Origin of the sequence: uncultured Nocardioides sp. (genome assembly GCF_902805925.1) — a bacterium.
Taxonomy (GTDB): domain Bacteria; phylum Actinomycetota; class Actinomycetes; order Propionibacteriales; family Nocardioidaceae; genus Nocardioides.
In genome coordinates, this window is record NZ_CADCUP010000166.1 from 1 (window position 1) to 22417 (window position 22417).

Annotated in this window: 27 protein-coding genes; 10 read left to right on the forward strand and 17 right to left on the reverse strand. The window is 74.7% G+C overall.

Annotated features, from left to right (window positions below; translation table 11 throughout):
* A partial coding sequence (locus tag QZX64_RS11930; RefSeq protein ID WP_295660065.1) for an SRPBCC family protein occupies window positions 1–383 on the forward strand: 383 nt, incomplete at its 5' end.
* Between the two features lie 117 nt (window positions 384–500).
* Window positions 501–1253, forward strand: coding sequence for an HpcH/HpaI aldolase/citrate lyase family protein (locus QZX64_RS11935; protein ID WP_295660068.1), 753 nt, complete (start codon window positions 501–503; stop codon window positions 1251–1253).
* Between the two features lie 85 nt (window positions 1254–1338).
* On the opposite strand, the gene QZX64_RS11940 is transcribed toward QZX64_RS11935, so the two are convergent.
* The 5 genes from QZX64_RS11940 to QZX64_RS11960 all read right to left on the reverse strand — a co-directional run bounded on the left by QZX64_RS11940 (window position 1339) and on the right by QZX64_RS11960 (window position 6842).
* The gene (locus QZX64_RS11940) at window positions 1339–1560 is read right to left on the reverse strand and encodes a hypothetical protein (protein WP_295660070.1); all 222 of its coding nucleotides are present in this window, start codon (window positions 1558–1560) and stop codon (window positions 1339–1341) included.
* 92 nt (window positions 1561–1652) lie between these two features.
* Window positions 1653–2720 carry an NAD-dependent epimerase/dehydratase family protein gene (locus tag QZX64_RS11945; RefSeq protein WP_295660073.1) on the reverse strand — a complete coding sequence of 356 codons (1068 nt, stop codon included), beginning with the start codon at window positions 2718–2720 and terminating at the stop codon, window positions 1653–1655.
* 108 nt (window positions 2721–2828) lie between these two features.
* Window positions 2829–3998: an RtcB family protein gene (locus QZX64_RS11950; protein WP_295660075.1), complete on the reverse strand. Its 1170-nt coding sequence runs from the start codon at window positions 3996–3998 to the stop codon at window positions 2829–2831.
* Between the two features lie 65 nt (window positions 3999–4063).
* Window positions 4064–4621, reverse strand: coding sequence for a helix-turn-helix domain-containing protein (locus QZX64_RS11955; protein WP_295660078.1), 558 nt, complete (start codon window positions 4619–4621; stop codon window positions 4064–4066).
* A gap of 85 nt (window positions 4622–4706) precedes the next feature.
* On the reverse strand, window positions 4707–6842 hold the full coding sequence (locus QZX64_RS11960) for a DEAD/DEAH box helicase (RefSeq protein ID WP_295660081.1): 2136 nt from the start codon (window positions 6840–6842) through the stop codon (window positions 4707–4709).
* Window positions 6843–7176: 334 nt separating this feature from the next.
* On the opposite strand from QZX64_RS11960, the gene QZX64_RS11965 reads away from it, so the two are divergent.
* Entirely contained in the window at window positions 7177–7545 is a 369-nt protein-coding gene (locus QZX64_RS11965) for a hypothetical protein (RefSeq protein ID WP_295660083.1), read from the forward strand.
* Here the strand turns inward: QZX64_RS11965 and QZX64_RS11970 are convergent.
* The 6 genes from QZX64_RS11970 to QZX64_RS11995 form a co-directional block, all read right to left on the reverse strand.
* Window positions 7499–8032, reverse strand: coding sequence for a hypothetical protein (locus QZX64_RS11970; protein WP_295660086.1), 534 nt, complete (start codon window positions 8030–8032; stop codon window positions 7499–7501). The genes QZX64_RS11965 and QZX64_RS11970 overlap by 47 nt on opposite strands.
* Before the next feature lie 18 nt (window positions 8033–8050).
* Window positions 8051–8395, reverse strand: a complete 345-nt coding sequence (locus QZX64_RS11975; RefSeq protein WP_295660090.1) for a VOC family protein — start codon at window positions 8393–8395, stop codon at window positions 8051–8053.
* A 38-nt stretch (window positions 8396–8433) separates the two neighbouring features.
* Window positions 8434–10200, reverse strand: coding sequence for a PHP domain-containing protein (locus tag QZX64_RS11980; RefSeq protein ID WP_295660093.1), 1767 nt, complete (start codon window positions 10198–10200; stop codon window positions 8434–8436).
* A gap of 103 nt (window positions 10201–10303) precedes the next feature.
* Window positions 10304–11230, reverse strand: coding sequence for an endonuclease/exonuclease/phosphatase family protein (locus tag QZX64_RS11985; RefSeq protein ID WP_295660096.1), 927 nt, complete (start codon window positions 11228–11230; stop codon window positions 10304–10306).
* A gap of 62 nt (window positions 11231–11292) precedes the next feature.
* Complete coding sequence (locus QZX64_RS11990; protein WP_295660098.1) at window positions 11293–11880, reverse strand: DUF998 domain-containing protein; 588 nt, start codon at window positions 11878–11880, stop codon at window positions 11293–11295.
* Window positions 11877–12272 carry an SRPBCC family protein gene (locus QZX64_RS11995; RefSeq protein WP_295660101.1) on the reverse strand — a complete coding sequence of 132 codons (396 nt, stop codon included), beginning with the start codon at window positions 12270–12272 and terminating at the stop codon, window positions 11877–11879. The genes QZX64_RS11990 and QZX64_RS11995 overlap by 4 nt, the downstream gene beginning before the upstream one ends.
* Window positions 12273–12380: 108 nt before the next feature.
* Here QZX64_RS11995 and QZX64_RS12000 point away from each other — a divergent pair, with 108 nt between their 5' ends.
* The gene (locus QZX64_RS12000) at window positions 12381–13481 is read left to right on the forward strand and encodes a DNA glycosylase AlkZ-like family protein (RefSeq protein WP_295660104.1); all 1101 of its coding nucleotides are present in this window, start codon (window positions 12381–12383) and stop codon (window positions 13479–13481) included.
* 269 nt (window positions 13482–13750) lie between these two features.
* Window positions 13751–14830, forward strand: a complete 1080-nt coding sequence (locus QZX64_RS12005; protein ID WP_295660107.1) for a glycosyltransferase — start codon at window positions 13751–13753, stop codon at window positions 14828–14830.
* A 46-nt stretch (window positions 14831–14876) separates the two neighbouring features.
* On the opposite strand, the gene QZX64_RS12010 is transcribed toward QZX64_RS12005, so the two are convergent.
* From QZX64_RS12010 to QZX64_RS12025, 4 genes are all read right to left on the reverse strand, one after another.
* The gene (locus tag QZX64_RS12010) at window positions 14877–15428 is read right to left on the reverse strand and encodes a hypothetical protein (protein ID WP_295660110.1); all 552 of its coding nucleotides are present in this window, start codon (window positions 15426–15428) and stop codon (window positions 14877–14879) included.
* Window positions 15429–15615: 187 nt separating this feature from the next.
* On the reverse strand, window positions 15616–16170 hold the full coding sequence (locus tag QZX64_RS12015) for a dihydrofolate reductase family protein (RefSeq protein WP_295660113.1): 555 nt from the start codon (window positions 16168–16170) through the stop codon (window positions 15616–15618).
* 80 nt (window positions 16171–16250) lie between these two features.
* Window positions 16251–16565 (reverse strand): helix-turn-helix domain-containing protein, encoded by a 315-nt coding sequence (locus QZX64_RS12020; RefSeq protein WP_295660116.1) that lies wholly within the window; start codon window positions 16563–16565, stop codon window positions 16251–16253.
* A 43-nt stretch (window positions 16566–16608) separates the two neighbouring features.
* Window positions 16609–17175: a DUF664 domain-containing protein gene (locus tag QZX64_RS12025; RefSeq protein WP_295660119.1), complete on the reverse strand. Its 567-nt coding sequence runs from the start codon at window positions 17173–17175 to the stop codon at window positions 16609–16611.
* Window positions 17176–17237: 62 nt separating this feature from the next.
* Here QZX64_RS12025 and QZX64_RS12030 point away from each other — a divergent pair, with 62 nt between their 5' ends.
* The gene (locus tag QZX64_RS12030) at window positions 17238–18218 is read left to right on the forward strand and encodes a YafY family protein (protein WP_295660122.1); all 981 of its coding nucleotides are present in this window, start codon (window positions 17238–17240) and stop codon (window positions 18216–18218) included.
* On the opposite strand, the gene QZX64_RS12035 is transcribed toward QZX64_RS12030, so the two are convergent.
* Entirely contained in the window at window positions 18208–19383 is a 1176-nt protein-coding gene (locus QZX64_RS12035; RefSeq protein WP_295660125.1) for an MFS transporter, read from the reverse strand. The two genes, QZX64_RS12030 and QZX64_RS12035, sit on opposite strands and share 11 nt — an antisense overlap.
* 184 nt (window positions 19384–19567) lie before the next feature.
* Between QZX64_RS12035 and QZX64_RS12040 the strand changes: the two genes are divergently transcribed.
* The 4 genes from QZX64_RS12040 (at window position 19568) to QZX64_RS12055 (ending at window position 21868) form a co-directional block, all read left to right on the forward strand.
* Window positions 19568–19780 (forward strand): hypothetical protein, encoded by a 213-nt coding sequence (locus QZX64_RS12040; RefSeq protein WP_295660127.1) that lies wholly within the window; start codon window positions 19568–19570, stop codon window positions 19778–19780.
* 6 nt (window positions 19781–19786) lie between these two features.
* On the forward strand, window positions 19787–20185 hold the full coding sequence (locus QZX64_RS12045; protein WP_295660129.1) for a pilus assembly protein CpaE: 399 nt from the start codon (window positions 19787–19789) through the stop codon (window positions 20183–20185).
* 64 nt (window positions 20186–20249) lie between these two features.
* Window positions 20250–20891, forward strand: coding sequence for an NAD(P)-dependent oxidoreductase (locus tag QZX64_RS12050; protein ID WP_295660132.1), 642 nt, complete (start codon window positions 20250–20252; stop codon window positions 20889–20891).
* Between the two features lie 5 nt (window positions 20892–20896).
* Window positions 20897–21868, forward strand: a complete 972-nt coding sequence (locus tag QZX64_RS12055) for an NADP-dependent oxidoreductase (protein WP_295660134.1) — start codon at window positions 20897–20899, stop codon at window positions 21866–21868.
* Here the strand turns inward: QZX64_RS12055 and QZX64_RS12060 are convergent.
* On the reverse strand, window positions 21865–22284 hold the full coding sequence (locus tag QZX64_RS12060; protein ID WP_295660137.1) for a MarR family winged helix-turn-helix transcriptional regulator: 420 nt from the start codon (window positions 22282–22284) through the stop codon (window positions 21865–21867). The two genes, QZX64_RS12055 and QZX64_RS12060, sit on opposite strands and share 4 nt — an antisense overlap.
* Window positions 22285–22417: the final 133 nt, after the last annotated feature.

Genomic DNA, 22417 nt, shown 5'->3' on the forward strand with positions numbered 1-22417 from the left:
GGGACCCGTTCATCCGGCACCAGCACCTGATCGACGCGGACCGGCCCGGCAAGGGGGTCCGCACCCTGACCAGGGCGCGCCTGGGGCCGACCATGGTCAGTCGCTACGTCTCCTACCGCCCGCCCACCTCGGTCGGCATGACGATGGAGACCGGGCCGTGGTTCTTCGCGACCTTCGGCGGCGGCTGGCGCTTCACCCCCGAGGACCGCGACGGGGTGGCCGGCACCCGAACCGTGTGGAAGTACACCTGGTCCGCCCGCCCGGCCTGGCTGAGCCCGGTCGCCGACCCGATCGGCCGCTGGCTGCTGGGTCGGGAGATCCGGGCCCGGATCGCGGCGTTCACCCAAGCCTGCGAGGACCCCGATGTGCTCGGTGTCCTGTAGGGACACCGACTGGGCCCTGCATCGACGTCGTCGCGTCCGTGCGGCAGGATCGCCTGGGCGAAGCCCGCGGGGGACTCGCCGACGATGTGGGTGCCCGAAGCCGGGCGGGGAGGGCGGATGTCGATGGTGCTCAGCGAGGTCGAGCTGCGGCGTCGGTGGTCCGACGGGCAGCCGTGCCACGGGCTGTGGAGCCTGCTGCCGGGTGTCGTCACCGCTGAGGTCCTGGCCCGGACCGAGCCCGACTTCGTCGTGGTGGACCTTCAGCACGGCGCCGTGACGGAGGCGGACCTGCCGGGGGTCACCGCGGCGATCAGGGCAGCAGGCTCGGTGCCGCTGGTCCGGACCCGGAGCCCGTCGTTCGCCGATGTCGGCCGCCCGCTCGACCTCGGCGCCTGCGGCGTCATCGTGCCGAACGTGCGTGACGCCGACCACGCCCGGGAGGTCGTCGCCGCCAGCCGCTACGCCCCGGCCGGTGGACGGTCGGTCGGGCGGCTCACCGGCGGAGCCGATCAACCGCTGGTCGTCGCCATGGTGGAGACCGCGACCGCGCTCGACGACCTCGACGCGGTCCTGGGCGTGCCCGGCCTGGACGGGGTCTACGTGGGCCCGGGGGACCTCTCGCTGTCCCTGGGCCTCGACGGCGCGGACCGCCGGGCGGACCTGCGCGGCGTCCTGTCCTCGATCGTCGCCCGAGCCGGCGCCGCCGGGGTGCCTGTCGGTGTCCACGCCTACAACGGCGAGGACGCCGCCGGCTTCGCCGACGAGGGCGCGACCATCGTGACCGTCTCCGTCGACGTCGTCTCGCTGGGCGAGGCCATGGCCCACCACCTCGAGGTCGCCCGTAGCCGAGGTGGGGCGGACCGCGCCTGACCGCCGGATGCCGACCGCGGCGGCTACGGCCGTCAGCTCGACGGGGACGGTGGCGGCTCCGCCTGCGAGTGGGGCGGGCCGGCGGTCACGTCGTCGACATCAGCTCCAGCTCGCTGATCCGGGCGCGAAGCGTCTGCTCTGCCACGCGCCACAGCGTGGCCGAGTGCGCGTGCTGGTGGTGCGCCGCGGTGCCGGGTCGCGCCCGGTCCCGGCGCGCCTCCTGCGCCAGGGCGCGCTCGGCGAAGGCGTCGGCCGCGCCCAGCAGCTCGCTGATCGCCGCGCTCCGCTCGACTGTCCCGCCGGTCATGGATGGAGGCTGCCATCCCGGCCCGCGAGCGACCGACGGGTTGCGGGAACATGCTCAATTTGGGGGGGCGCGCCGCGCTGGACCGGGACGGGTCAGGGCTCCCGACGGCTGCTGACCGGTCCTCGCTCGAGGAACCGGCCGAGGGCTCCCGCGACCGAGCGCGGGCGCAGGACCGGGGAGCGGTCGGAGGCGGCGTCGCGCATGCCCGCCACCGTCTCGGCGAGCACCGAGACGGCGTCCCGGGTGGCCGACCAGCCCAGCTCGGACGCCGCCCGCGAGGTGTCGAGGAGCGGGAGGGCGTAGGCCATGTCGATCCAGCCGGGGTCGAGCGGCTGGACGCGGGCGTGCCAGCTCACCGACACCGCCGCACGCACGGCTGCCGAGGGCACGTGCACGAGCCGGGCCCCCAGCACGTCCGCGATGTCGTCGGCGGTGACGGTGGGCGCGGAGGCGAGGTTGAAGGCCCCCGGCACCCGGCCCTCGAGCACCCGCACGATCGCCTCGGCCACGTCGGCGGAGTGCACGACGGGCAGGGCCAGCCCGCGGTCCAGGGGCAGGACCGGCACGTGGCGCAGCACCGAGGCGGGCACCAGCGCCGGCAGGGCGTAGCGCAGCAGCGCGCTCCCGGCGTTCCGCTGGCCCACGATGCCTGGTCGCACCCGGGTCACCAGCGGACTGTCCGGCCGGGCCTCGAGCTGGTCGAGGAGCCGCTCGGCGGCGGCCTTGTGCCGGCTGTACATGGAGCTCGGCACGCCCCGCGTGGGCCACGTCTCGTCCACCGGGCTGTCGTCGCGCTTGGGCGAGTAGGCGCCGACCGACGACATGTGCACGAGGTGCGGCACGCCCGCAGCCGTCACGGCCTCGATGACGCGGCGCGTCCCGCCGACCCCGAGGGCCTCGAGGTAGTCCTCGCGGTGGGTGGGCTGGAAGCCCCACGCCAGGTGCACCACGGCGTCGGCTCCCCGGCACACCGCCCGCAGGACGGTCCCGTCGTCGTCGCGGGAGAGGTCCAGCGTCGTCCACTGCACCCCGCCGAACGGCTCGACGTCCTCGGGCCGGCGCCGTACGACGCCGTTGACGTCGTGGTCCCCGGCCTCGTCCAGGCGTCGCAACAGGGCCGAGCCGACGTTGCCGCTGGCGCCGGTGATGACGATGCGCATGACTGCCTCCTGGTGTGTCGTCCGCCCGGCGGGTGGACGGGGTGCCCGCTTTGCGCTCCCGGTACCCATCGGGCGCCCTGGGCCACGGCCCCGGCCGGGCGCCTGCGATCAGTCGCCCTTGACGTTCACGATCTGCCGCAGCTCGTGCTCGACCCGCACGAGGTCCTCGGCGTCCTGCATGACCCGGTCGATGTCCTTGTAGGCGGCCGGGATCTCGTCGAGGAAGGCGTCGGTGTCTCGGTACTCGATGTCGCCCATCGCCGCCCGCAGGTCCGCGGCGGAGAACGTACGCCGGGCCGACCTGCGCGAGTGCACCCGACCGGCACCGTGGGGTGCCGAGCAGAGCGACTCGCGGTTGCCCCGGCCCGTGACCACGTAGGACCGCGTGCCCATCGAGCCGGGGATGAGCCCCCACTGCCCCTCGCGCGCGGAGATCGCGCCCTTGCGGGAGAGCCACACGTCCTTGCCGTAGTGCTCCTCGCGCACCGTGTAGTTGTGGTGGCAGTTCACCGACTGCGCCACCTCGCTCGGGCGCCCGACCCACTCGTCGAAGCAGGCGACGGTGCGGTCCATCATCTCGGCGCGGTTCTGGTAGGCGAACTCCTGCGCCCAGCGCAGCTCGGCGACGTACCGGTCGAACTCGCGTGTGCCCTCCTCGAGGTAGGCGAGGTCGCGGTCGGGGAGCGCGACCGAGTGCCGCGCGCACCACTGCTGCGCGACCTTGATGTGGTGCTGGGCGATCTTGTTGCCGACGCCGCGGGAGCCGGAGTGCAGGAAGAGCCACACGCGGTCCTGCTCGTCGAGCGAGACCTCGATGAAGTGGTTGCCCGAGCCGAGGGTGCCCAGCTGCAGCTCCCAGTTGCCGGCGTACGTCGCCGGGTCGAGGCCCGCGGAGTCGGCGAGCTCGCGCAGGTCACGGATGCGCCGCCTCGTGTGCTCGCGGCTGACCGTGCGGTTGTACTTGCCCGCCGAGAGCGGGACGGCGCGCTCGATCGCCACCCGCAGCGCGCGCCGCTGGCGGGGCAGCTCCTCGGCGCTCAGGTCGGTGCGGAGCGCGATCATGCCGCAGCCGATGTCGACGCCGACCGCCGCCGGGATGATCGCGCCCAGCGTCGGGATGACCGAGCCGACGGTCGCGCCCATGCCGAGGTGGGCGTCCGGCATCAGGGCCAGGTGCGGGTGGATGAACGGCATCTCGCTGGTGGCCCGCGCCTGGGCGCGGGTGTTGTCCTCGAGGATCGAGGCCCAGCTGAGGAACCGCTCGGTGATCTGCTCCATGCCTCCCATGGTTGCCGCCGCGCGCGGTGTCACGCACCCAGGTCATGACGGGCTCGGCGCGCGACTCAGGCGCGCACGTGCATCCGCTCCCCCTGCGGCCCGAAGATGCTGAGCAGCTCCACCACGCGCCGCTCGGCGCAGCCGAACCAGTGCGGGGTCCGGGTGTCGAACTCCGCCACCTCGCCGGGGCCGAGCACCAGGTCCTGGTCGCCGAGCACCAGGCGCAGCCTGCCCTCCATCACGTACAGCCACTCGAAGCCCTCGTGGGTGTTGGGCACGGGCGTGCTCCGGTGGGCGGGGCGCACCACCATCTTGTAGACCCGCAGGCCGCCCGGCCGCTGGGTCAGCGGGATGACCGTCGCCCACTCCAGCTGCACCGGCGTGGCGTGCACGCGCGGGTCGCCGGTGGGCGGGGCGTCGACCAGCTCGTCCAGGGTGACGCCGTACACGCGCGCCAGCGGCATCAGCAGCTCGAGCGTGGGCCGGCGCCCGCCGGACTCCAGCCGCGACAGCGTGCTCAGCGCGACGCCGGTCTGGCCCGAGACGTCGGCCAGGGTGAGGGAGCGCTGCTGCCGCAGGGCGCGGAGCCGTGCGGGCACCCCGGAGAGCGCTTGGTTTGCCATGTCAGCAAACTATCTTGTCGCCCGCTCGGTGGCGAGCCCATGCGGCCGTCGGGCCGTCCGCCTGACACCGGGCCGGGACCCGGGCTCAGGCGGACGACTCGCCGGAGGGGGTCAGCGCCGCGGTCAGCAGCGCCACCAGCGCCTCGAGCTGCAGGTCGGCCGAGGAGGCCACCTCCTCGTCGGACCCGTCGAGGGCGCGGGCCGCGAGCCCGGCCTTGCTGTCGATGAGCTCGGCGATCTTGGTGTCGATGGTCTGCGAGGCGATGATCCGCCACGCGGTGACCGGCTCGTCCTGCCCGATGCGGTGCACGCGGTCGATGGCCTGGGTCTGCTCGGCGTCGGTCCAGGACAGCTCGGCGAGCACGACGTTGGAGGCGACCTGCAGGTTCAGGCCCACGCCCGCCGCGACCAGCGAGCACACCGCGACGGCGGTGTCGGGGTCCTGCAGGAACGACTCGATGTTCCTCTGGCGCACCTTGGGCGTCTGGTCGCCCCGGATCGAGGCGTAGCCGATGCCGCGCTCGGCGAACGTCGCCTCGGCGATGTCCATGACGTCGACGTGGCGGGCGAAGAAGACCACCTTGCCGACGCTGCGTGCCAGCTGGGCGGCGTAGTCGGCGGCGAGCCCGGCCTTCGCCTGCCCGATGCGGCGCATCATCGCGAAGACGTTCTCGTCGGTCGAGGCGGTGTCCTCGCGCTCCCAGCCGGCCACCCGGCGTACGAGCTCGTGGTCGATGCCCTCCACCACGACCCCGGAGGTGCGGGCCGCCAGCGCGCTGTCGTAGCGGGAGACCAGGCGCTTGGTGAGCTCGCGCTCCGCGTCGCGGATCGAGCGGCCCAGGGCGCCGTCGAGCTCCACCGGCAGGTCGGCGATGCGGCGGGCCGGGATGTCGGCGGCCACGTCGACCTTGCGCCGGCGCACGATCCCCAGGTCGATGACGCTCTGCCGGGCGGCGGGGTAGAAGCCGGGGTCGGCGGGGGTCAGGCCGGTCTCCTCCAGCGCCAGCATCAGGTCGACGCCCGGCGCGTTGGGGTTGATCCAGCCCAGGAACTCCCAGATGGCCCGGAAATCCTCGATGTCGTTGATCAGCGGGGTGCCGGTCAGGGCCATCAGGAGCGGTCGGGCGATGCGGGCACGGATCTTCTTCGAGAGCGTGAGCACGTTGCGGGAGCGCAGCGACGTCTTGTTCTTGATGAAGTGCGCCTCGTCGACGACCATGCTGCGGAAGCCCAGGTCGCCCAGCCATCCGGCATGGCGGTCGAGGATGTCGTAGTTGACGACCATGATGTCGGCGAAGCCGTCGATGCCGTCGCCGTCGCCGTGCACGACGGTGACCGCGCGCTGGGGGGTCCACAGCTCGGCCTCGTGGGCCCAGTTGGCCTTGACGACGTTCGGCACGACGGCCAGCAGCGGGTAGGCGTCGGCCGCCTGGGCCGCCAGCAGTGCCTGGGCGGTCTTGCCCAGACCCGGCTCGTCGGCGAGCAGGAACGTCCGGTGACCGGCGGCCGCCGCCGCCACCACCTCAGCCTGGTGACGCATGAGGTGCACGCCGGGGAGGCGGAGCGACGACGGGTCGGGCAGCTGCATGACGGCGGTCGCGCCACCGGCGGCGCGCTCGAAGGAGGTGAGCAGCGGGCCGATCAGCTCCCACGACTCCAGGCGGCGCGGGCGGGCACGCAGGGCGGCCTCGCGCTCCGCGGCGCTGAAGTCCTGGGTCAGGAACGGGTTGGCGAGCTGCCGGGAGATCACCGAGCGGGGTACGACGCGGCGCTGCTCCACCGGCGCGGCCTCGGGCTCGGCCTCCTCCTCCTCGGGCACCTCGATGCCGGCGGCCTCGAGCATCTCCACGCGCATGGCCTTGGCCGCCTCGGAGACGACGGCGTCCTCGCCGAGCAGCTCGAAGAGCGCGGGCTCCTGGGTGGCGGTCTTCGCCAGGATGATGGCGATGCCGTCGAGGCGTTGCAGCTGCTCGCTGCGGTGGCCCTCGGACATCGTGGTGTCGGCCTTGACCCGGGTCCGCTCCTCGCGCACCAGCAGGGCCACGACCTGGAAGCGCACGTGGCCCTGACGGGTCAGGTTGCCGCGCTGGACGGCGTTCTCGACCTCGCGGGAGGCGCGGGCCAGCTGCGGGATGATGCCCTCCTGGTCGCGCGCGCGTCCGTGCTTGCGGCGCGACGGGGTCCGGGTGCCACCGGACCTGCGTTGGCTTCGTGGGGCCAAGGACTCCTCCTCATGGCTGTGACCAGCCGGTGGTGCCACGTGCACCGGGCGACCCGGCTGGTCCGGGGCCCGACACGTCGGACGACGCCGCCACGGGCCGGGACCCGGGTGCGTGCCCCATGACCTGGAACAGGCCACCCGGGCAGCGAACGCGGCCGGGGCGGGGGTGTCGACGCAGGCCAAGCATAGGCACAGCACCCACGGCGGCGACCAGGTCACCCACCAATTGCCCCCATCCCCCTCCTGCGCGCCTGCGAGGTGACACGATTCCACCGGTCAAGAAGCCGGCCGTGTCCGGCGCGGCAGGCCCCGCACCTGCACCGAGGGGGTCGACGTGCACAGCTCCCACGGCGAGCCCCTCGAGAGCGGCGTCTTCGCCTTCGCCCCCGCACAGACCTCCGTGCGGTCGCTGGTGGCCGAGGCGACGCAGTCGCTGCTGCCGCTGGCGCGCGAGCAGGAGGTCGAGATCGTCGTCGGGGCTGCCGAGGGTGACGCCTGGTGCGACCCCGACCGGATCGTGCAGGTGCTGGTGAACCTGCTCGGCAACGCCCTGAAGTTCTCGCCTCGCGGAGCAGCCGCTGGCGATCGGGGCCTGACCCCGGACGTGCCCCGGCGCTCGTCCCGGGCGCCGGGGCGTCAGGACCGCAGGGACGAGCTCAGGCGCGACCCTCGGCGATCTGCTCCTCCTCGACCCGGCGCTTGATGCGGCCGATCCCGGGGAGGTTGCAGATCAGCTCGTTGAGCTCCCGCGAGACGTCGAGGAGGTCGTGGAGGTCGGGCGCGACCGTGCCGAGGGTGTCGAGCACCGGCAGCAGCTCCTTCTCGAAGGTGACCACCAGCGCGGGCAGGTGGTCGACCATCGTCACCATGGCGTCGACCTCGGAGGGGTGGGTGGTCTCCGCGAGGCGCTCGAGGGTCGGCTGGAGCTTCGTCAGCGGGGGCTCGAGCGAGTCGAGCAGCGCGACGAGCCGGTCCATGGGTGCGGCGATGTCGACCACCGCGCGGTCGGCGGCGGCCCGGGTGATCTCGACCGCGGCGACCAGCGCGTCGGCGCGCTGCCGCGTCTCCTCGATGCGGCTCACCAGCCCGCCCACGTCACGCAGCAGCCGCTCGGCGCCGGCGACCAGCTCGACGGCACGGGGCAGCAGGGCGGCGAGGTCGAGCGGGTTGGGGATCGAGGGCAGGCGCATGGCGCTCAACCTACGCGCTCAGCCGAGCGGTGCACCCCCGAAGCCGATCTCGTTGCCGTCGGCGTCGCGGAAGGTGATCTTCCGGACGCCGTTGCCGTAGGTCTCCCGGAGCGCCGGTTCGATGCCGCGGCCCGTGATCGCCCCGACCACGGCGTCGAGGTCGTCGACGAAGGCGGTGACCCGGGCGTGGCCGGCGTGCTCGGGCAGCTCCACGACGTAGAGCGACTGATCGGCGCCCAGGTCCCACACCGCCTCGGTGGCGTGTGCCAGGAAGTCGGGCGCCCTGCCCAGGAGGCGCACGTACCAGGGCAGGACCGCCGCATAGTCGCTCACCGGGATGCCTGCGAACAGCGCGAGGGCCATGGCGTCGATGCTAGGCCCCCACCGGCCTCCGCCGCCCCTCAGCGGCCGCGCGGCATCACCCAGATCGGGTTCGTGTAGAACCACAGGTCGACCCACGGGTCGGCCGCGCCGATCACGTCGATGGCCGGGCCCGCCGGGTCGATCCCCGCGCCGAGGGCGCCCGCCTGCTGGCGGTTGCCGTCGGTGCCGCGCAGGCGCACGTAGAACGGCTCGTCGGCCCGACCGAGGCGGTGGACGATCTCGAACGGCCCGGTGCGACCCGAGGTGTCCCACTGCTCCACGACCCTGGTGTCCGGTGCGGTGAACGTGTCCCGGTCGCCGGCGTGGTCCGGGTCGACCACGCCGCGGATGACGTCGACGCGGTTCAGCCTCGGGACGAACTGCGACCAGTTCGGGACGTCCTGCGGGACGATCCGCACGACGAGCTCGAGGTCGGCGCCACGCCGTACGACGGCCGTGCCGCCCAGCGTCGTCTCCGTGCCGCGACGGCCACGCTCGCGGATGCTCACGTCGACCGACCTCACCAGCGCACCGTGGTCGACCCAGATCCGGCCGTCGCGCATGCCGCGCATCACCGCCGTGTAGCTGCGGTTGGCCGCGCCGACGTGGGTGCGGCTGTAGAAGCCGGGCCAGAAGTCGCCGGCGGTCAGGTTGACCCGCCCGGCGTACTCGGGGTCGCCGTAGCGGCCGTTGGCCGCGAAGTAGTCCGCGGTGTCCTGCCCGACGGGCCGGCGCGAGGTGTCGCTCCAGTTGACGTGGGAGTCGGAGTTCGCGCTGATCGACCACGGCTTGCCCTCGGCGAGCAGGCTGTCCCACAGGCCGCCGACCGTCGAGGTCATCCAGTCGAAGCCGCCCCACGTGCGGTAGCTCTCCGGCGGGTACGCCGCGAACGAGCTCGGGCCCGCCGCGTTGGCGTAGAAGCCGCGCGCCGACCCCGGGCCGTAGCCGGCGGGGAGGCCGGCGGCCTGGTGGCCGGGCGCGCCCTCGAAGCCGATGGCGACGCGGGGGTCGGCGTCGCGCCACGCGCGGATCTCGTGCGGGCTGTCGATGCCGTTGCGCGCCGGGTGGTTGGCCAGGAAGAGGGCGGAGTCCACGCGGCGCCGGTCGACCTGCTGGCCCAGCCACTGGATGCCGGCCACGGCGAGCGCCTCGTTCTGCGGGGTGCTGCCGCTCGCGCCGCGCACGCTGCCGTCGTAGTCGGTCTCGAACTGCTTGAGCACCGCCACCTCGTTGCGCCCCGGCGCCACGAAGACGGTGCCGTGCTCGGCGGCCGGGATGTTCCACTCCAGGCCCTGGAAGATCAGGGTGCCCCGGAGCTCGTCGCGCGCCTCGCGGATCTCGGGGTTGACCACGTCGACCCCGATGCGGGCGTGGGTGGCGCCACCGTGGTCGGTGATGACCAGCCAGTCCAGGCCGTACGCCGCGGCGTGCTGGGCCTGGTCGATGACGCGGTACTGCCCGTCGGAGCTGTGCTGGGTGTGGATGTGGTGGTCGCCGGCCAGCCAGTAGCGGGCCCTGCCGGAGCCCGGGCGCTCGACGTACCGGTCGTCGTCGGCCATCGCCGGGCTGACCCCCACCATCCCCGTCATGCCGGCGGCCAGGCCGGCGCCGCCGAGGCCCGCGCCCAGGAGCAGGCGCCGGCGGCTCAGCTCGGCCGGCGCGAGGTCGGCGTCGGAGGCGTCGGAGAGCGCCGCGAGGGTGAGGCGGTCGGGCTCGTGGGCGTGCGGGGTGTGCTTCTCGCCGCAGGCGTGCTCGTGGTCGTGGTCGTGCGAGTGGCTGTCGTGGTGCGGGTGGTCGTGACCCATGGTGGTGCCTTCCGGGACGGGGGAGGACCTCCACGGTGACCCGCCGAGGTGAACTCGCGGCGGCCCCCTCGCGAGGGACTGGTGAACGGCGAGCGGGCGGACCTCAGCCCCGGCCCAGCGTCGCGACGACCGGCCGGTGGTCGGAGGCGGGCACCAGCGCGCGCCCCCTCGGGTCGTCGGTGACCGACGACGGGAGCGGTCCACCGGTCGTCACCGCGGTCACCCGCTCCACCGCGGCACGGCTCACGAGCAGGTGGTCGATGAGCTCGCGGCGACCGCGGTAGACGCGCGACCAGCGCTCGTCCTCCGGGATCAGCGGCGCGAGGTTCCACAGCCGGGCGCCGTCGCCGGCGTCGGGGGCGTCGAAGCCGCCGGTGCCGATCTCGGAGCCGGGAGGGCCGAGCAGGATCTGGGTGGTGGCCGCCTGCGGCTCGTCGTTGAGGTCGCCGGCGACCACGACGAGCCGCTCCCGGCCGAGGTCGTCGAGCAGGCGGTCGGCGTACGCCCGGACGGTCGCGGCCTCGGCGGCTCGCCGGTGCACCGCGAACACGGCGTACCGCGCGCGCTCGCCCTCGTCGCGCGGGTCGAACCGGCCTCCGGGGAAGCCGAGCAGCTTCGACTTCAGGTGCACCGACACCACGTCGACGTCGCCGACCCGGGCACGCAGGGCGGGCCGGCCCATGGCGGTGATGGTCGTGCCGTCGTCGTCGACCCGCACCGGACCCAGGCGGTCGGGGAAGTCCGCCACCTGCTCCACCGACGTCAGCGGACCGGTGGCGATGACGCCCACCCGGATGCCGCGGCCGTCGGGCTCGGCCAGGGCGACCTGCCAGCTGCCGTCGAGTCGGTCCACGAGGTCGTCGAGCGCGTCGGGCGACCCCACCTCCTGAACCGCGAGCGCGTCGGGTGCCAGCTCGGTGATGGTCGCTGCGAGCGAGGCGAGCTTCGCGTCGTACACCTCGGGGGTGGGACCGGGGTCCCCCTCGCCGGGTCGGAAGAGGTTCTCGAGGTTCCAGGTGCCGACGCGCATGGCGCCCAGTGTGCCCTCGGGCTCGAGCACGACGCCGTCGACCACCCGGAGCAGCTGATCCCTCAGCCGTCGCGCAGCCGGGTCCAGGCGAACGCGGCCAGGCCGACCAGCACCGGCCACAGGGCCAGGCGCTCGAGCAGGCCCGCGGCGGCGCCGTCCTCGCCGACCAGCACGAACCCGACGGCGGCCGCGGCGGTGACCGCGCCGGTGGCGGCCAGGCCGCGGCCCAGTCCCGGCGCCGTACGGCGCACGCGGGCGCCCAGCGCCAGCAACGCCAGCGGCTGGGCGACGAACAGCGGGGTGGCGGCGACGGCGTGCAGCGTGGCGTCCCGGTCCAGCGGCGCGAGCCCGGTGGCCACCGAGCTGAGCCCCGAGACCACCAGGAGCACGGTGACCCACGGCCCCAGCGGCCGCGCCAGCAGCACCGCGCCACCGGCCAGCAGCACGCCGAAGCCGACGAACGACCCGTTCATCACCCCGTGCCGGGGCGAGCAGTAGGCCTCCGAGCAGCCGACCTCGCCCAACCGGCTGACCGAGTCGGCGACGAGGCTGTAGCCGCCGGTGGTGGCGGCCGCGGTGACGAGCTCGGTCGCGACGTACGCCGGCCGCACGAGCAGCGCCAGCGCGCCCCAGCGCTCGGCCCGGGTCACGGACGGACCAGCCGCCGCAGCGCCAGCCGGGCCAGCGGCGCATAGCCCGCCACGACCGGCAGCAGGCCGTCGAGGTCGAGGGTGGTGCGGGTGCCCCCGCCGTGCGCCGCGACGCGGTGGACCAGGCCCATCGTCACCGGGCCGACCCGGACCCGCCAGCTCCAGACCATGGCCTCGTGGTCGACGGCGGTGATCTCGAAGGGCACGCGCAGCCCGCCCACCACGTGCACCCGGCCGCGCAGGCGGGGCGCGATGCGGTGTCCGTCGGCGGCGTGCAGCTCGACGCGGGAGATCTGCGGCGACCACGACGACCAGGCGCGGGTGTCGGCGTACCGCTCCCACACCGTCGCGGGGTCGGCGGCGCCCCACGCGCTCAGCGAGATGCCGGTCACGGGGCGTCGATGGAGGTCGCGTCGATTCCGGGCGCCAGGGGGCGCGCGAGCGAGGTCATGGGCTCACGCTAGCGAGCGCCCCAGCCGGGTGCACCTAGCATCGTCGCCGTGACGGAGCACCAGCTCACCCGGGCCGACGCGCGGCGCATCGCCGTGCAGGCCCACCTGCTGGCCGAGCCGCGCCCGGGCGACCTGATGGCGGTGGTCCGCCACCTCACCCACCTGCAGCACGACCCCATCAGCGCGGTCGCGCCGAGCGCCGACCTGGTGCTGTGGAGCCGGCTGGGGTCGTCGTACGACGTCGCGGAGCTCCGCGACGCCCTCGACCGCCAGGAGCTCATCGACCACCTCGGGCTGCTGCGACCCGCCGAGGACCTGGCCCTCTACCGCGCCGAGATGGCGCACTGGCCCGGTCGGGGACCGCTGCGGCCGTGGCAGGAGGAGGTGCGCGACTGGGTCGAGGCCAACGACGAGTGCCGCCTCGACGTCCTGGAGCGGCTGCGCGCCGACGGCCCGCTGCCCATCAGCGAGCTGCCCGACACCTGCCAGGTCCCGTGGGCCTCCAGCGGGTGGAACAACGACAAGAACCTCCAGCAGCTGCTGCGCATCATGGCTCGCCGCGGGGAGGTGGCGACGGCCGGGCGCACCGACCGGGAACGGCTGTGGGACCTCGCCGAGCGCATCTACCCCGACGACCCGGTGCCCGACGCTGACGAGGCGGAGCGGCTGCGCGACGGGCGCCGGCTCACCGCGCTCGGCATCGCGCGCTCGACCTCGCCGGCCGCCAACCCGGAGGCCGGTGTGGGCGGGGCCGGGGAGCCGGCGGTGGTCGAGGGGGTCAGGGGCAGCTGGCGCGTCGACCCGTCGCTGCTCGACCGGGCGCTGACGGGCCGCGCCGCCCTGCTGTCACCGCTCGACCGCCTCGTCTACGACCGCAAGCGGGCGCTGGAGCTCTTCGAGTTCGACTACCAGCTGGAGATGTACAAGCCTGCGGCGAAGCGTCGCTGGGGCTACTACGCCCTCCCGATCCTGTACGCCGACCGGCTGGTGGGGAAGCTCGACGCCACCGCCGACCGGGCCGACGGGGTGCTGCGGGTCGACGCCGTGCACGAGGACGTCCCCTTCACCGGGGCGATGGCCGCCGCCGTGGACGAGGAGATCGACGACCTCGCCCGGTGGCTCGGGCTGGAAGTCGAGCGGACCGGCTGAGACCCGTGGCAGGATGTGCCGTCCCGCGGGCGCGGGCACGGGTTCGGGGTAGCCGGCGCGGTGACGACGTTCCTGGTGATCGGGGACCTCCACGGGCCTCGACCTCGAGAGCCTCATCGAGAAGTCGATCAGCAAGGCCGAGGGGTCCGGCCTGGACGTGGACGGGGTCGCGCCGGGGGCGGGGCTGAGCCGGCCCGGCCGGGGGTTGCCGGTCGCCGTGCCGAGGACCAGACTGGCCGGTGGGTCCCGGCCGGCTCGAAGGAGTCCGGATGCGCGTCCTCTTCGGCTCGACAGACGGGCAGGGCCACCTCCGGCCCCTCGTCCCGTTCGCCTCGGCGGCCCGCGACGCCGGGCACGACGTCGTCCTCCTCGCCTCGGCCGGGGTCTCGATCCCCGGCGTGCCGCAGCTCTTGCTGCCCGAGCCGATGGACGCGGAGGAGCGTGGGCGCGTCGTCGAGCGAGCTCCGACACTTACGCCGCTGGAAGCCGACCGGCTCGTCGTCACCGAGATCTTCGGCCGGCTGAACACCACCGCGACGCTGCCGACGGCCGTCCGGCACGTCGAGGCGTGGCGGCCGGACCTGGTCGTGCACGAGTCGGCCTGCGCGTCGGCCCGGCTCGCCGCGGAGTGCGCCGGGGTACCGACCGTGGCGGTGCACCCCTCGCTGCCGAGCCTGACCCGCTTCCTGGACCTCCTCACCGACGGGGTGGCCCCCCTGCGCGCCGCGCTCGGTCTGCCGCCCGACGAGGACCGCATGACCTCCGGTGCCCACGCCACGCTGTTCCCGGCGTCGATGGAGATCCCCGGGGCCGATCCCCCGCCGGTTCGCCGGTACCGGGTCGACGCCGCCAGGTCCTCGCGCACCGGTGGCGCCTACGTGACCCTCGGCACCGTGGCGAGGTACATGCCGTTCTTCGCCGACGTCCTCCGCGCCGCGGTGGCGGGGTCCACGTCCGCAGGCCTCGCCACGACCGTGGCCACCGGCGGCCCGGCCGACCTCCCGGACCTCCCCGCCGGTGCCGAGGTGCACGTCTGGGTCGATCAGGCCGAGGTGCTGCGTACGGCGCGGGTGATCGTGTGCCACGGAGGCTCGGGCACGGTGATCGACGCCCTGGCGGCCGGCGTCCCGATCGTGGTGGTGCCCCTGTTCGCCGACCAGTTCCCCAACGCCGAGCGCATCGAGGCGCTCGGCGTCGGCGTGCGGGTCGACCCGGGCCCGGACCTCGCGGCGCGCATCGCCGAGGCGGTCGCGGCGGCGCAGGAGATCGAGGTGTCGATCGCCGACGAGATCGCAGCGCTGCCGCACGTCAGCGCCGCCGTGCCGTGGTTCGAGGAGATCGCCGGCTGAGACCCGCTGTTGCCGCAGGAGCGCAGGCCTCGTCGTGGGCCGCCGGTCAGCGTGACGGACAGGCCGCGAAGAGCGCGCGGGTGCCGGTACGGGCGCGGCCGCTGAAGCGGCAGCCGTAGGTCTCCGTGGCCACCACGGCCGGGTCGAGCACGTCGTCACCGACCGGAACCTTCACGTGGCGTTTACTCCCGTGCCCCTTGCCGGGGCCGCGGCGCGACTCCACCCATCGGGCGAGGGCGTTCCACGCGGTGCCGACCTCGGCGCGGCTGAACTCACAGTGGTTCACGGTCCGGATGGCGCGCTGCACGAGCAGGTGCCCGCGCCCGTGGCGGGCGACGTCGCGGGCGTACGCCTGCTCCATCGAGAAGGGCACGAAGAGGTCGCCGAGCCCGTGCAGGCTGAGCACCGGCGCCTTCGGCCGCCCCGCGATCCGCGGGACCGAGATCAGCGCGCGCGTCGCCCGCGAGGCGGGGTCGGCCGGGGTGACCGCTGCACGGTGGCGTTGACGTCGACCGGGGTCGTGGGGGTGTAGAGGCTCGACCACCCGCGGGTGGGCCGCCCTCGTCCTCGGCCTGGTGGCCTGCCTGGTCACCGCCACGCTGGTCTCCCAGCCGGCCGCCACCGCGAAGCCGGAGGGCGGGGGCCGGGGGCGGCGGGCCGGGCAGCAAGCCGCTGCCGGGCCACACGATCTTCCACCCGGCGGTGGCCCCGCTCAGTATCGGCGGCAGGCCCACCAGGGTCTTCCAGGGCACCCACCAGCACGCGGGCTATGTCGTCGAGGCGGCTCAGGCAGGATCTGCCGGCCCGTAGCAGAGGTGCACGACGCCGTTGGCGTAGACGTCGTGCGCCAGCAGGGCCAGCCGCGTGGGTCCCTGGCCATCACGCCAGAGCTTCTCGCCCTCGCCGAGGGCCACGGGGTAGACGAACAGGTGCAGCTCGTCGACGAGGCGGTCCGCCAGCATCCCGCGCACCAGCTGCCCGCTGCCGGAGACGTAGATGCCGCCCTCGCGGTCCTCCTTCAGCCGCCGGATCGTCTCGGCGTCGTAGCCGCCGATGGCGGTGGTGTTGGCCCACTCCTCGCCCAGCGGCTGCGTGCCGACCACGAGCTTCTCCGTCTCGTTGAAGAACGGTGCGCCGGGGTCGTCCTCGGGCGTGCGGTCCCGCCAGGCCGGCGCGAACATCTCGAAGGTACGGCGCCCCAGCAGGATCGCCTGCGCCTGACCGGTGATCGCGCCGAGCGTCTCCCCCATCTTGTCGTCGAAGCCGTACTCGAAGGTCCAGCCCGGCGACTCGAAGACGCCGTCGGCGGAGATGAACTCGTGCACTGCGATGGTGGCCATGGTGTGTCCTCTCGGTGGGGTCGTTCCTGACCGTTCCACGAACGGGACGCACAGGACACGACAGTGTCCCGAAAAAAGGGTCAGCCGGCCTTCTCGAGCGTCCACGCGACCAGCGGGGCGAGGAGCGGTGGCCTCCCGGCCGTCGTCGGTGAGGGAGTACTCCACGTGGGGCGGCACCACCGCGAGGGCTCACGGAGCACCAGTCCGTCGACCTCGAGCGTGCGCAGGGTCAAGATCAGCTTCTTCTCGCTGACGCCCTCCACCGACCGCTTCAGCTCCGCCCACCGCAGGGTGCCGGGGCCGCCCAGCCGCAGCAGCACGAGCACGCCCCACTTGCTCGTCACGTGCTCCGGGAGCAGGCGACACGGGCAGCCGGGCACGTGCGGGGCGCTCATCACCGAGAAGCACCTGCCGTGGTGATCCCCGGATATCCGGGGATCACGACGACCGGGCCACCACCTCCCACCCCGCCGGCGGGTCCTCTCCCACGCGCCCGTCGACGGCCTCCCGGATCAGGTCGGCGTGGCCGGTGTGGCGGCCGTACTCCTCGACCATGTCGCACAGGAGGCGGCGCAGGCTGGCGTGGTTGCCCGAGTCGTCGGCCGCGTTCACCAGCTGGTCGAGCCCGCCGTCGGCGAGGGCGGCGGCCACCCGGGCACGACAGCGCTCCACCGCGCCGTCGTACAGCCCGTAGAGGTGTCCCGCGGTGTCGCCGGCGGCGGAGGCGAACTCCCACTCGTCGTTGCCGTCCCAGTCCTCGACCCGCCACGGGTCACCCATCGGCTCGCCCCGCAGCCTGGTGGTGGAGTAGAAGTCCTCGACCGCCGCGAGGTGCTTCAGCAGTCCGCCCAGGGTGAGCGTCGACGCGCCGACGGTGGTCCGCAGACCGTCGTCCTCGAGACCGTCGGCCTTCCAGCGGAACGTCGCGCGCAGTCGCTCGAGCATGCCGAGCAGGTGGTCGGTCTCGCTGCCGGCCAGCGGCGGTTCCCAGGGCGTCCTCGTCATGATCCGACGGTAGTGGGCATCGCGGACGCTTCCCTTCCGGAACACGTGGCACGCTGACCTGCGTGGACGACTCCAGCCCCACCGCGCGCGCCCTGCTCTGCCTCGCCGTCCTGCAGGAGCGCCCCGGCATCACCGCCGACGAGCTGGGCCGCCGGCTCGGCGTCTCCGGGCGGGCGGCCCGCCGCTACGTCGCGATCCTCCGCGAGGCCGACATCCCGGTGGAGTCGGCGACCGGTCCGTACGGCGGCTACCGGATCGGCCGCGGCACCCGCCCGGCGCCGATGCTCTTCACCCGCGACGAGGCCGTGGGCCTGGTGATGGCGGTGCTCGACGGCCACCACGCCGCGGGCGACTCCACCGACCCGGTGGGCAGCGCGCTCGGCAAGCTGCTGCGCTCGCTGCCCGAGCCGGTCGCGCGGCAGGCCGAGGCGATGCGGCGCACGGCGGCGGCGGTGCCCGACCGCGGCGCGGCCCGGCCCTCCGCCGAGACCGCCGGGGCGCTGGTGCACGCCTGCGGCGAGAGCCGCCGGGTGCGGATCTCCTACCGCACCGAGGCCGGCTCGGCCTGGGAGCTGGAGGTCGACCCGTGGGCGGTGGTGGTGCGGCACGGGCGGTGGTACCTGCTGTGCTGGTCGCACCGCGCCGAGGAGCGCCGCGCCTACCGCGTCGACCGGGTCGGCGCCGTGGTGCTGCTCGAGCAGAGGTTCACGCCACCCACCGACCTCGATGCCGTGGCCGACCTCGAGGCGCACCTCGCCGTGGGCTGGGAGCACGCCACCGAGGTGGTCGTCGATGGCCCCCTCGACGTCGTCGGCCGGTGCCTCCCGCGCACCCTGGGCCGGCTCGAGGCCCTCGGCCCCTCGACCTGCCGGCTCCTCGGCAGCACCAGCAACCCGTGGTGGTACGCCGGGCAGCTGGCCGGGCAGCTCGCCGAGCTGTCCGCGGCGTACCGGATCGTCGGCGGCCCCGAGCTCCGGGAGGCCGCCACCGTGCTCGCGCGCCGGATGCAGGCCGCCGTGGGCGAGGAGCCGCTCAGCCCGTGACCGCGGCCGGCCGGGGCCGGACCACCGCCGCCGGCAGGACCGCGACTGCCAGGCATGCCACCACCACGAACGCCGTCGTGAACGAGGCCGCTCCGGCGATCACCCCGACGGCCACCGATCCCAGGGCGGTCCCGGCGTCGAAGCCGACGTTCCACACGGCGCTGGCGCGGTTGCGGTGCTGCCGGCCGACGGAGGCGAAGGCCACCACCAGGGTGAGGTTCTGCAGCGAGCCGTAGGCGAGCCCGAGCAGGGCGACCGCCAGCAGGAAGAGCCAGGCGCTGGTGTCGTCGGGGTCCAGCACCGACCGGGCCACCAGAGCGGTGCTGACGCCGGTGGTGACGACCAGGGGCCACAGGAAGCGCTGGGCGCCGTACCGGTCGGCCAGCAGCCCGGCACGCCACCGCGCCAGCGCGGCCACCACGCCCATGACGAGGAGGCCGCCGGCGGCGAGCCCCTCGCCCGACACCATCTGCGGGACGAACGTCACCGCAGCCCCGCCCGCCAGCGTCACCGAGAGCAGCAGCAGGGTGGGCCGCAGCAGGGGGAGGTACGTCGCCCCACCGGCCTCGCCGGGGCTCTCGGTGCCGAGGTCGGGCGGGTCCTCGGGCAGCGCCGCCGCCAGCCGGCGCGCGGCCGGGATGCCGACCACCGGCAGCGCCGCGACGACGAAGACGACGGCGAAGCCGACGTTCTCCGCGACCCAGGGGCCGGCGGGCAGCAGCAGCAGGTTGGGCACGGCGACGGCGAGCCCGTAGACGCCGATGGCCTCGCCGCGGCGCTCGGACCCGACGAGGGCGGCCACCGCGGCGCTGCCGGTCACCGTCAGCACGCCGAAGCCGACGCCGCGCACGGCGGAGACGAGCAGGATCGGCACCAGCTCGTCGCTGAGGACGTGCAGGAGGGCCGGGGCGCCCATCAGTGCCATGCCGGCGGTCAGCACCGCCGCCCATCCGAACCGGCGCAGCGCCCCCGGGACGAGCAGCTGGGTCAGGACCGTGAACAGCAGCAGCACCCCGTTCACGAGGCCGGCGCCGCTCGTGCCGGCGCCGCCGTGCACGGCCCACAGCGGGGCGACGGAGAGGAGCGCGGCGTACCCGGAGAAGCCGGTGAGGGTCATCGCCACCAGCGCCCGCATCCCGGGCTCGCGCCAGACGGAGGTCCTCATCGGACTCACCGTATCCGTGGCGCCCGCGGGCTGTGGTCCCGCCCGACCTGCAGGAGACATGGAGGAACCCGCGGCGCTCTCGGGTACGCCGCGGGTTCTGATGGAGAATCTATACGCGCATCCGGGCGGCTGTCCTGGAAAGCACGGAATTCCCCAGTCCCGGGTACGCCGTACCCTCGAGGACATGGACGCACGCGACGACGCCGACGACTCCCCGCGCACGGAGCCCAGCAGCCAGGAGCGCGCCGCGGACCCTGGCTCCGCCTTCCCGGCCGGGGGTGAGCACGTCGAGGAGGGGGACTCCCAGGCGGCTCTCGAGGCCATGCCCGGGGGCAACGCCACCACCGCCGACATGGTCGACACCGACGACGTCGACTCCTCCGCCCACGACGGCTGAGCAGCCGTGATCACCCTCGAGCTCGCCCGCCGCGTCGGAGCACGCCTGGCGGCCGCCGGGCATCCGTGGCAGCCCGGGTCGGGTGACCGCTTCATCGTGCCCGACCGCGGTCTCGACCAGGTCTTCGTGGTCGCCGAGATGACCATCGAGGTGGCGGAGTACCCCACCGGCACGCTGATCCGCTTCAACGGCACCACCGAGTGGGCGCTGGACACCGTGGAGGCCCGCGAGGTGGTGTGGCTGCCCTGGGAGCACCAGCTGCGCGCGGCGCTGGGCGACCGGTTCGAGCGCCTCGAGCGCGTCCCCGGCCCGGCCGAGGGCTTCGTGGTCGTCACCACCGACGGCGAGCGGCACGCCGACGTCGATGTCGAGGGCGCCTACGCGCGGGCGCTGCTGGGGGGCTGAGCCGGCGATCCACCGGTTGGGTGGCCTCCGTACGCTGTCAGGGAACCTGACAAGGAGGAAGCGCATGCGGATCGTGGTCCTGGGTGCCAACGGCGGGGTGGGCCGCCAGGCCGTCCGAGCAGCCGCCGAGCGCGGGCACCAGGTGGTGGCCGCGGCCCGCGCCACCGACCCGGGCGCGGCCGACGACGGGGTGGATCGGCGCGCCGTCGACGTCCGTGACGCCGACGCGGTGCACGCCGCCCTGGCCGGCGTCGACGCGGTGCTGTGGTGCGTCGGCGTCACCCGCACCTCCGGTCCCGGCGTCGGCAGCGCGGCGCTGCCGCACGTGGTCGCCGCCGCCCGGTCGCACGGCGTGACGCGTCTCGTGAGCGTGTCGGGTGCGGGAGTCGACCTGCCCGGCGACCGCAAGGGCCTCGGAGCCCGGTTGGTCTCCGCGCTCACCCACCGCCTCGCGGGAGCGTTGGTCGGCGACAAGGAGGCCGAGCACCGCATCCTCGCCGCCAGCGACCTGGTCTGGACCGAGGTCCGCCCCCCGCGGCTGACCGACGGCGGCGCCACGGGCCGGTGGCGCCTCGGTGACGACGCGCCCGGCCTGACCGCGTCGCCGGTGACGCGGGGCGACGTCGCCGAGGCGATGCTGGACCTCGCCGCCGACCCCGGCCAGTGGGTGCGCGCGTCGCCCTTCATCTCAACGGTCCGCGGCTGACCCGGGTGCGAGCGCTCCGGTTCCATGCCCACGGCGCCCCCTCCGTGCTGCAGGTCGACGAGGTCGCCGGGCCCCGTCCGCCGAGGGGCGACGAGCTCCTGGTCGAGGTGGCCGCGTCCAGCATCAACGGCACCGACCTCGGTCTGCGCCGCGGCGACCTCCCGGCGGTGGCCACCTGGGGACGGCTGCCGTTCACTCCCGGCTTCGACCTCGCGGGCGTCGTCGTCGACACGGGCCCCGGCGTCACCGCCTTCGCCCGCGGCGACCGGGTGATGGCCCTGCTCGGCCACGGCGGCGGTGCGCAGGCCGAGCGCGTCGTCGTACGGCAGTCGCGCGCCGCGCTCTGCCCACGCACCGTCGAGACGACCACCGCTGCCGCCATCCCGCTCGCCGGCCTCACCGCCTTGCAGGCCCTCCAGGGCTGCGGGCACCTCCAGCAGCGTCCCCGCGGCGCCCGCGTCCTGGTCCTCGGCGCCTCGGGCGGCATCGGGTCGTACGCCGTCCAGCTCGCCAAGGACCTCGGTGCGCACGTCACGGGGGTCGCCCGCGCCGCGAAGCACACCCACCTGCGCGACCTCGGCGCCGACGAGGTGGTCGACCGCCGGCAGACCGACGTCTCCACCCTCAGCGACAGGTACGACGTGGTGCTGGACGCCGCCGGGGTCCAGGGCTTCGCCGCCGTGGGCCACCTGCTCGTGCCCGACGGCCGGCTGGTGTCGGTCCGACCGCTGTCCCTGGACGCCGCGCGGGGGGCCCTGGCGCGCCGGCTGCCCGCTGGGATGGACGCCCGTCACCGCGGTGTGTCGGCCGTCAGGACGACGGCCCGGTCCCAGGACCTCACCCGGCTGGCCGCCCTGGTCGACGCGGGCCGGCTGCGGGTGCCGGTCGACGCGACGTACCCGCTGGAGGCGGCGCGGGAGGCGCACGCGCACGCCGAGCGCGACGTGCGCGGCAAGGTGGTCCTCACGCTCGGCTAGCGACCGGCCGCCCCGTCGTCCCAGACGCTCTCGAGGAGGTCGCGCAGCTGCGCGCCCCGCGTCGCGCCGAGCTCCGCCTCGAGGTCGCCGAGCACGCCCCGGGCAGCGGAGGCCAGCTCACGCCCCCGGCTCGTCAGCACGACCAGCCGGCCCCGCTTGGTGGCGGGGTCGTCGACCACCTCGGTGAGGCCGAGGCGCACCAGTCCGGCCACCAGCTCCTGCGTCGACTGGCGGGTGGCGCCCAGCGCCCGCGCGAGCGCGGCCGGGGAGGTGCCGTCGCCCCCCAGGTGCGGGAACACCAGCGACTGGGCGGAGGTGAGCCGCGGCCACCCGAGCTCCTCGAGCCGGTCGAGCAGCCGGCGGTCGAACCAGCGGCTCGCCCGCAGGAGCAGCAGCGCCAGCGGCTGGTCGCTCACGCCCGGTCGACCAGCGCGAAGACCCGCGCCGGGAAGCCCGAACCCTCCTGCGGCTTGGGCCACGTCGCGACGACCAGGGCGCCGGTGGCCGGGACCCGGTCGAGGCCGGCGAGCATCTCGATCTGCCACCTGT

Bases quoted from the DNA above. Each gene is read 5' to 3' on its own strand.
- QZX64_RS12040 (WP_295660127.1), top strand. From the start codon at position 19,568: ATGGACGCACGCGACGACGCCGACGACTCCCCGCGCACGGAGCCCAGC.
- QZX64_RS11980 (WP_295660093.1), bottom strand. From the start codon at position 10,200: ATGGGTCACGACCACCCGCACCACGACAGCCACTCGCACGACCACGAC.
- QZX64_RS11975 (WP_295660090.1), bottom strand. From the start codon at position 8,395: ATGGCCCTCGCGCTGTTCGCAGGCATCCCGGTGAGCGACTATGCGGCG.
- QZX64_RS11935 (WP_295660068.1), top strand. From the start codon at position 501: ATGTCGATGGTGCTCAGCGAGGTCGAGCTGCGGCGTCGGTGGTCCGAC.
- QZX64_RS12050 (WP_295660132.1), top strand. From the start codon at position 20,250: ATGCGGATCGTGGTCCTGGGTGCCAACGGCGGGGTGGGCCGCCAGGCC.
- QZX64_RS11950 (WP_295660075.1), bottom strand. From the start codon at position 3,998: ATGGAGCAGATCACCGAGCGGTTCCTCAGCTGGGCCTCGATCCTCGAG.
- QZX64_RS12015 (WP_295660113.1), bottom strand. From the start codon at position 16,170: ATGGCCACCATCGCAGTGCACGAGTTCATCTCCGCCGACGGCGTCTTC.
- QZX64_RS12035 (WP_295660125.1), bottom strand. From the start codon at position 19,383: ATGAGGACCTCCGTCTGGCGCGAGCCCGGGATGCGGGCGCTGGTGGCG.
- QZX64_RS11985 (WP_295660096.1), bottom strand. From the start codon at position 11,230: ATGCGCGTCGGCACCTGGAACCTCGAGAACCTCTTCCGACCCGGCGAG.
- QZX64_RS11945 (WP_295660073.1), bottom strand. From the start codon at position 2,720: ATGCGCATCGTCATCACCGGCGCCAGCGGCAACGTCGGCTCGGCCCTG.
- QZX64_RS11955 (WP_295660078.1), bottom strand. From the start codon at position 4,621: ATGGCAAACCAAGCGCTCTCCGGGGTGCCCGCACGGCTCCGCGCCCTG.
- QZX64_RS12005 (WP_295660107.1), top strand. From the start codon at position 13,751: ATGCGCGTCCTCTTCGGCTCGACAGACGGGCAGGGCCACCTCCGGCCC.
- QZX64_RS11940 (WP_295660070.1), bottom strand. From the start codon at position 1,560: ATGACCGGCGGGACAGTCGAGCGGAGCGCGGCGATCAGCGAGCTGCTG.
- QZX64_RS11970 (WP_295660086.1), bottom strand. From the start codon at position 8,032: ATGCGCCTGCCCTCGATCCCCAACCCGCTCGACCTCGCCGCCCTGCTG.
- QZX64_RS12025 (WP_295660119.1), bottom strand. From the start codon at position 17,175: ATGACGAGGACGCCCTGGGAACCGCCGCTGGCCGGCAGCGAGACCGAC.
- QZX64_RS12020 (WP_295660116.1), bottom strand. From the start codon at position 16,565: ATGAGCGCCCCGCACGTGCCCGGCTGCCCGTGTCGCCTGCTCCCGGAG.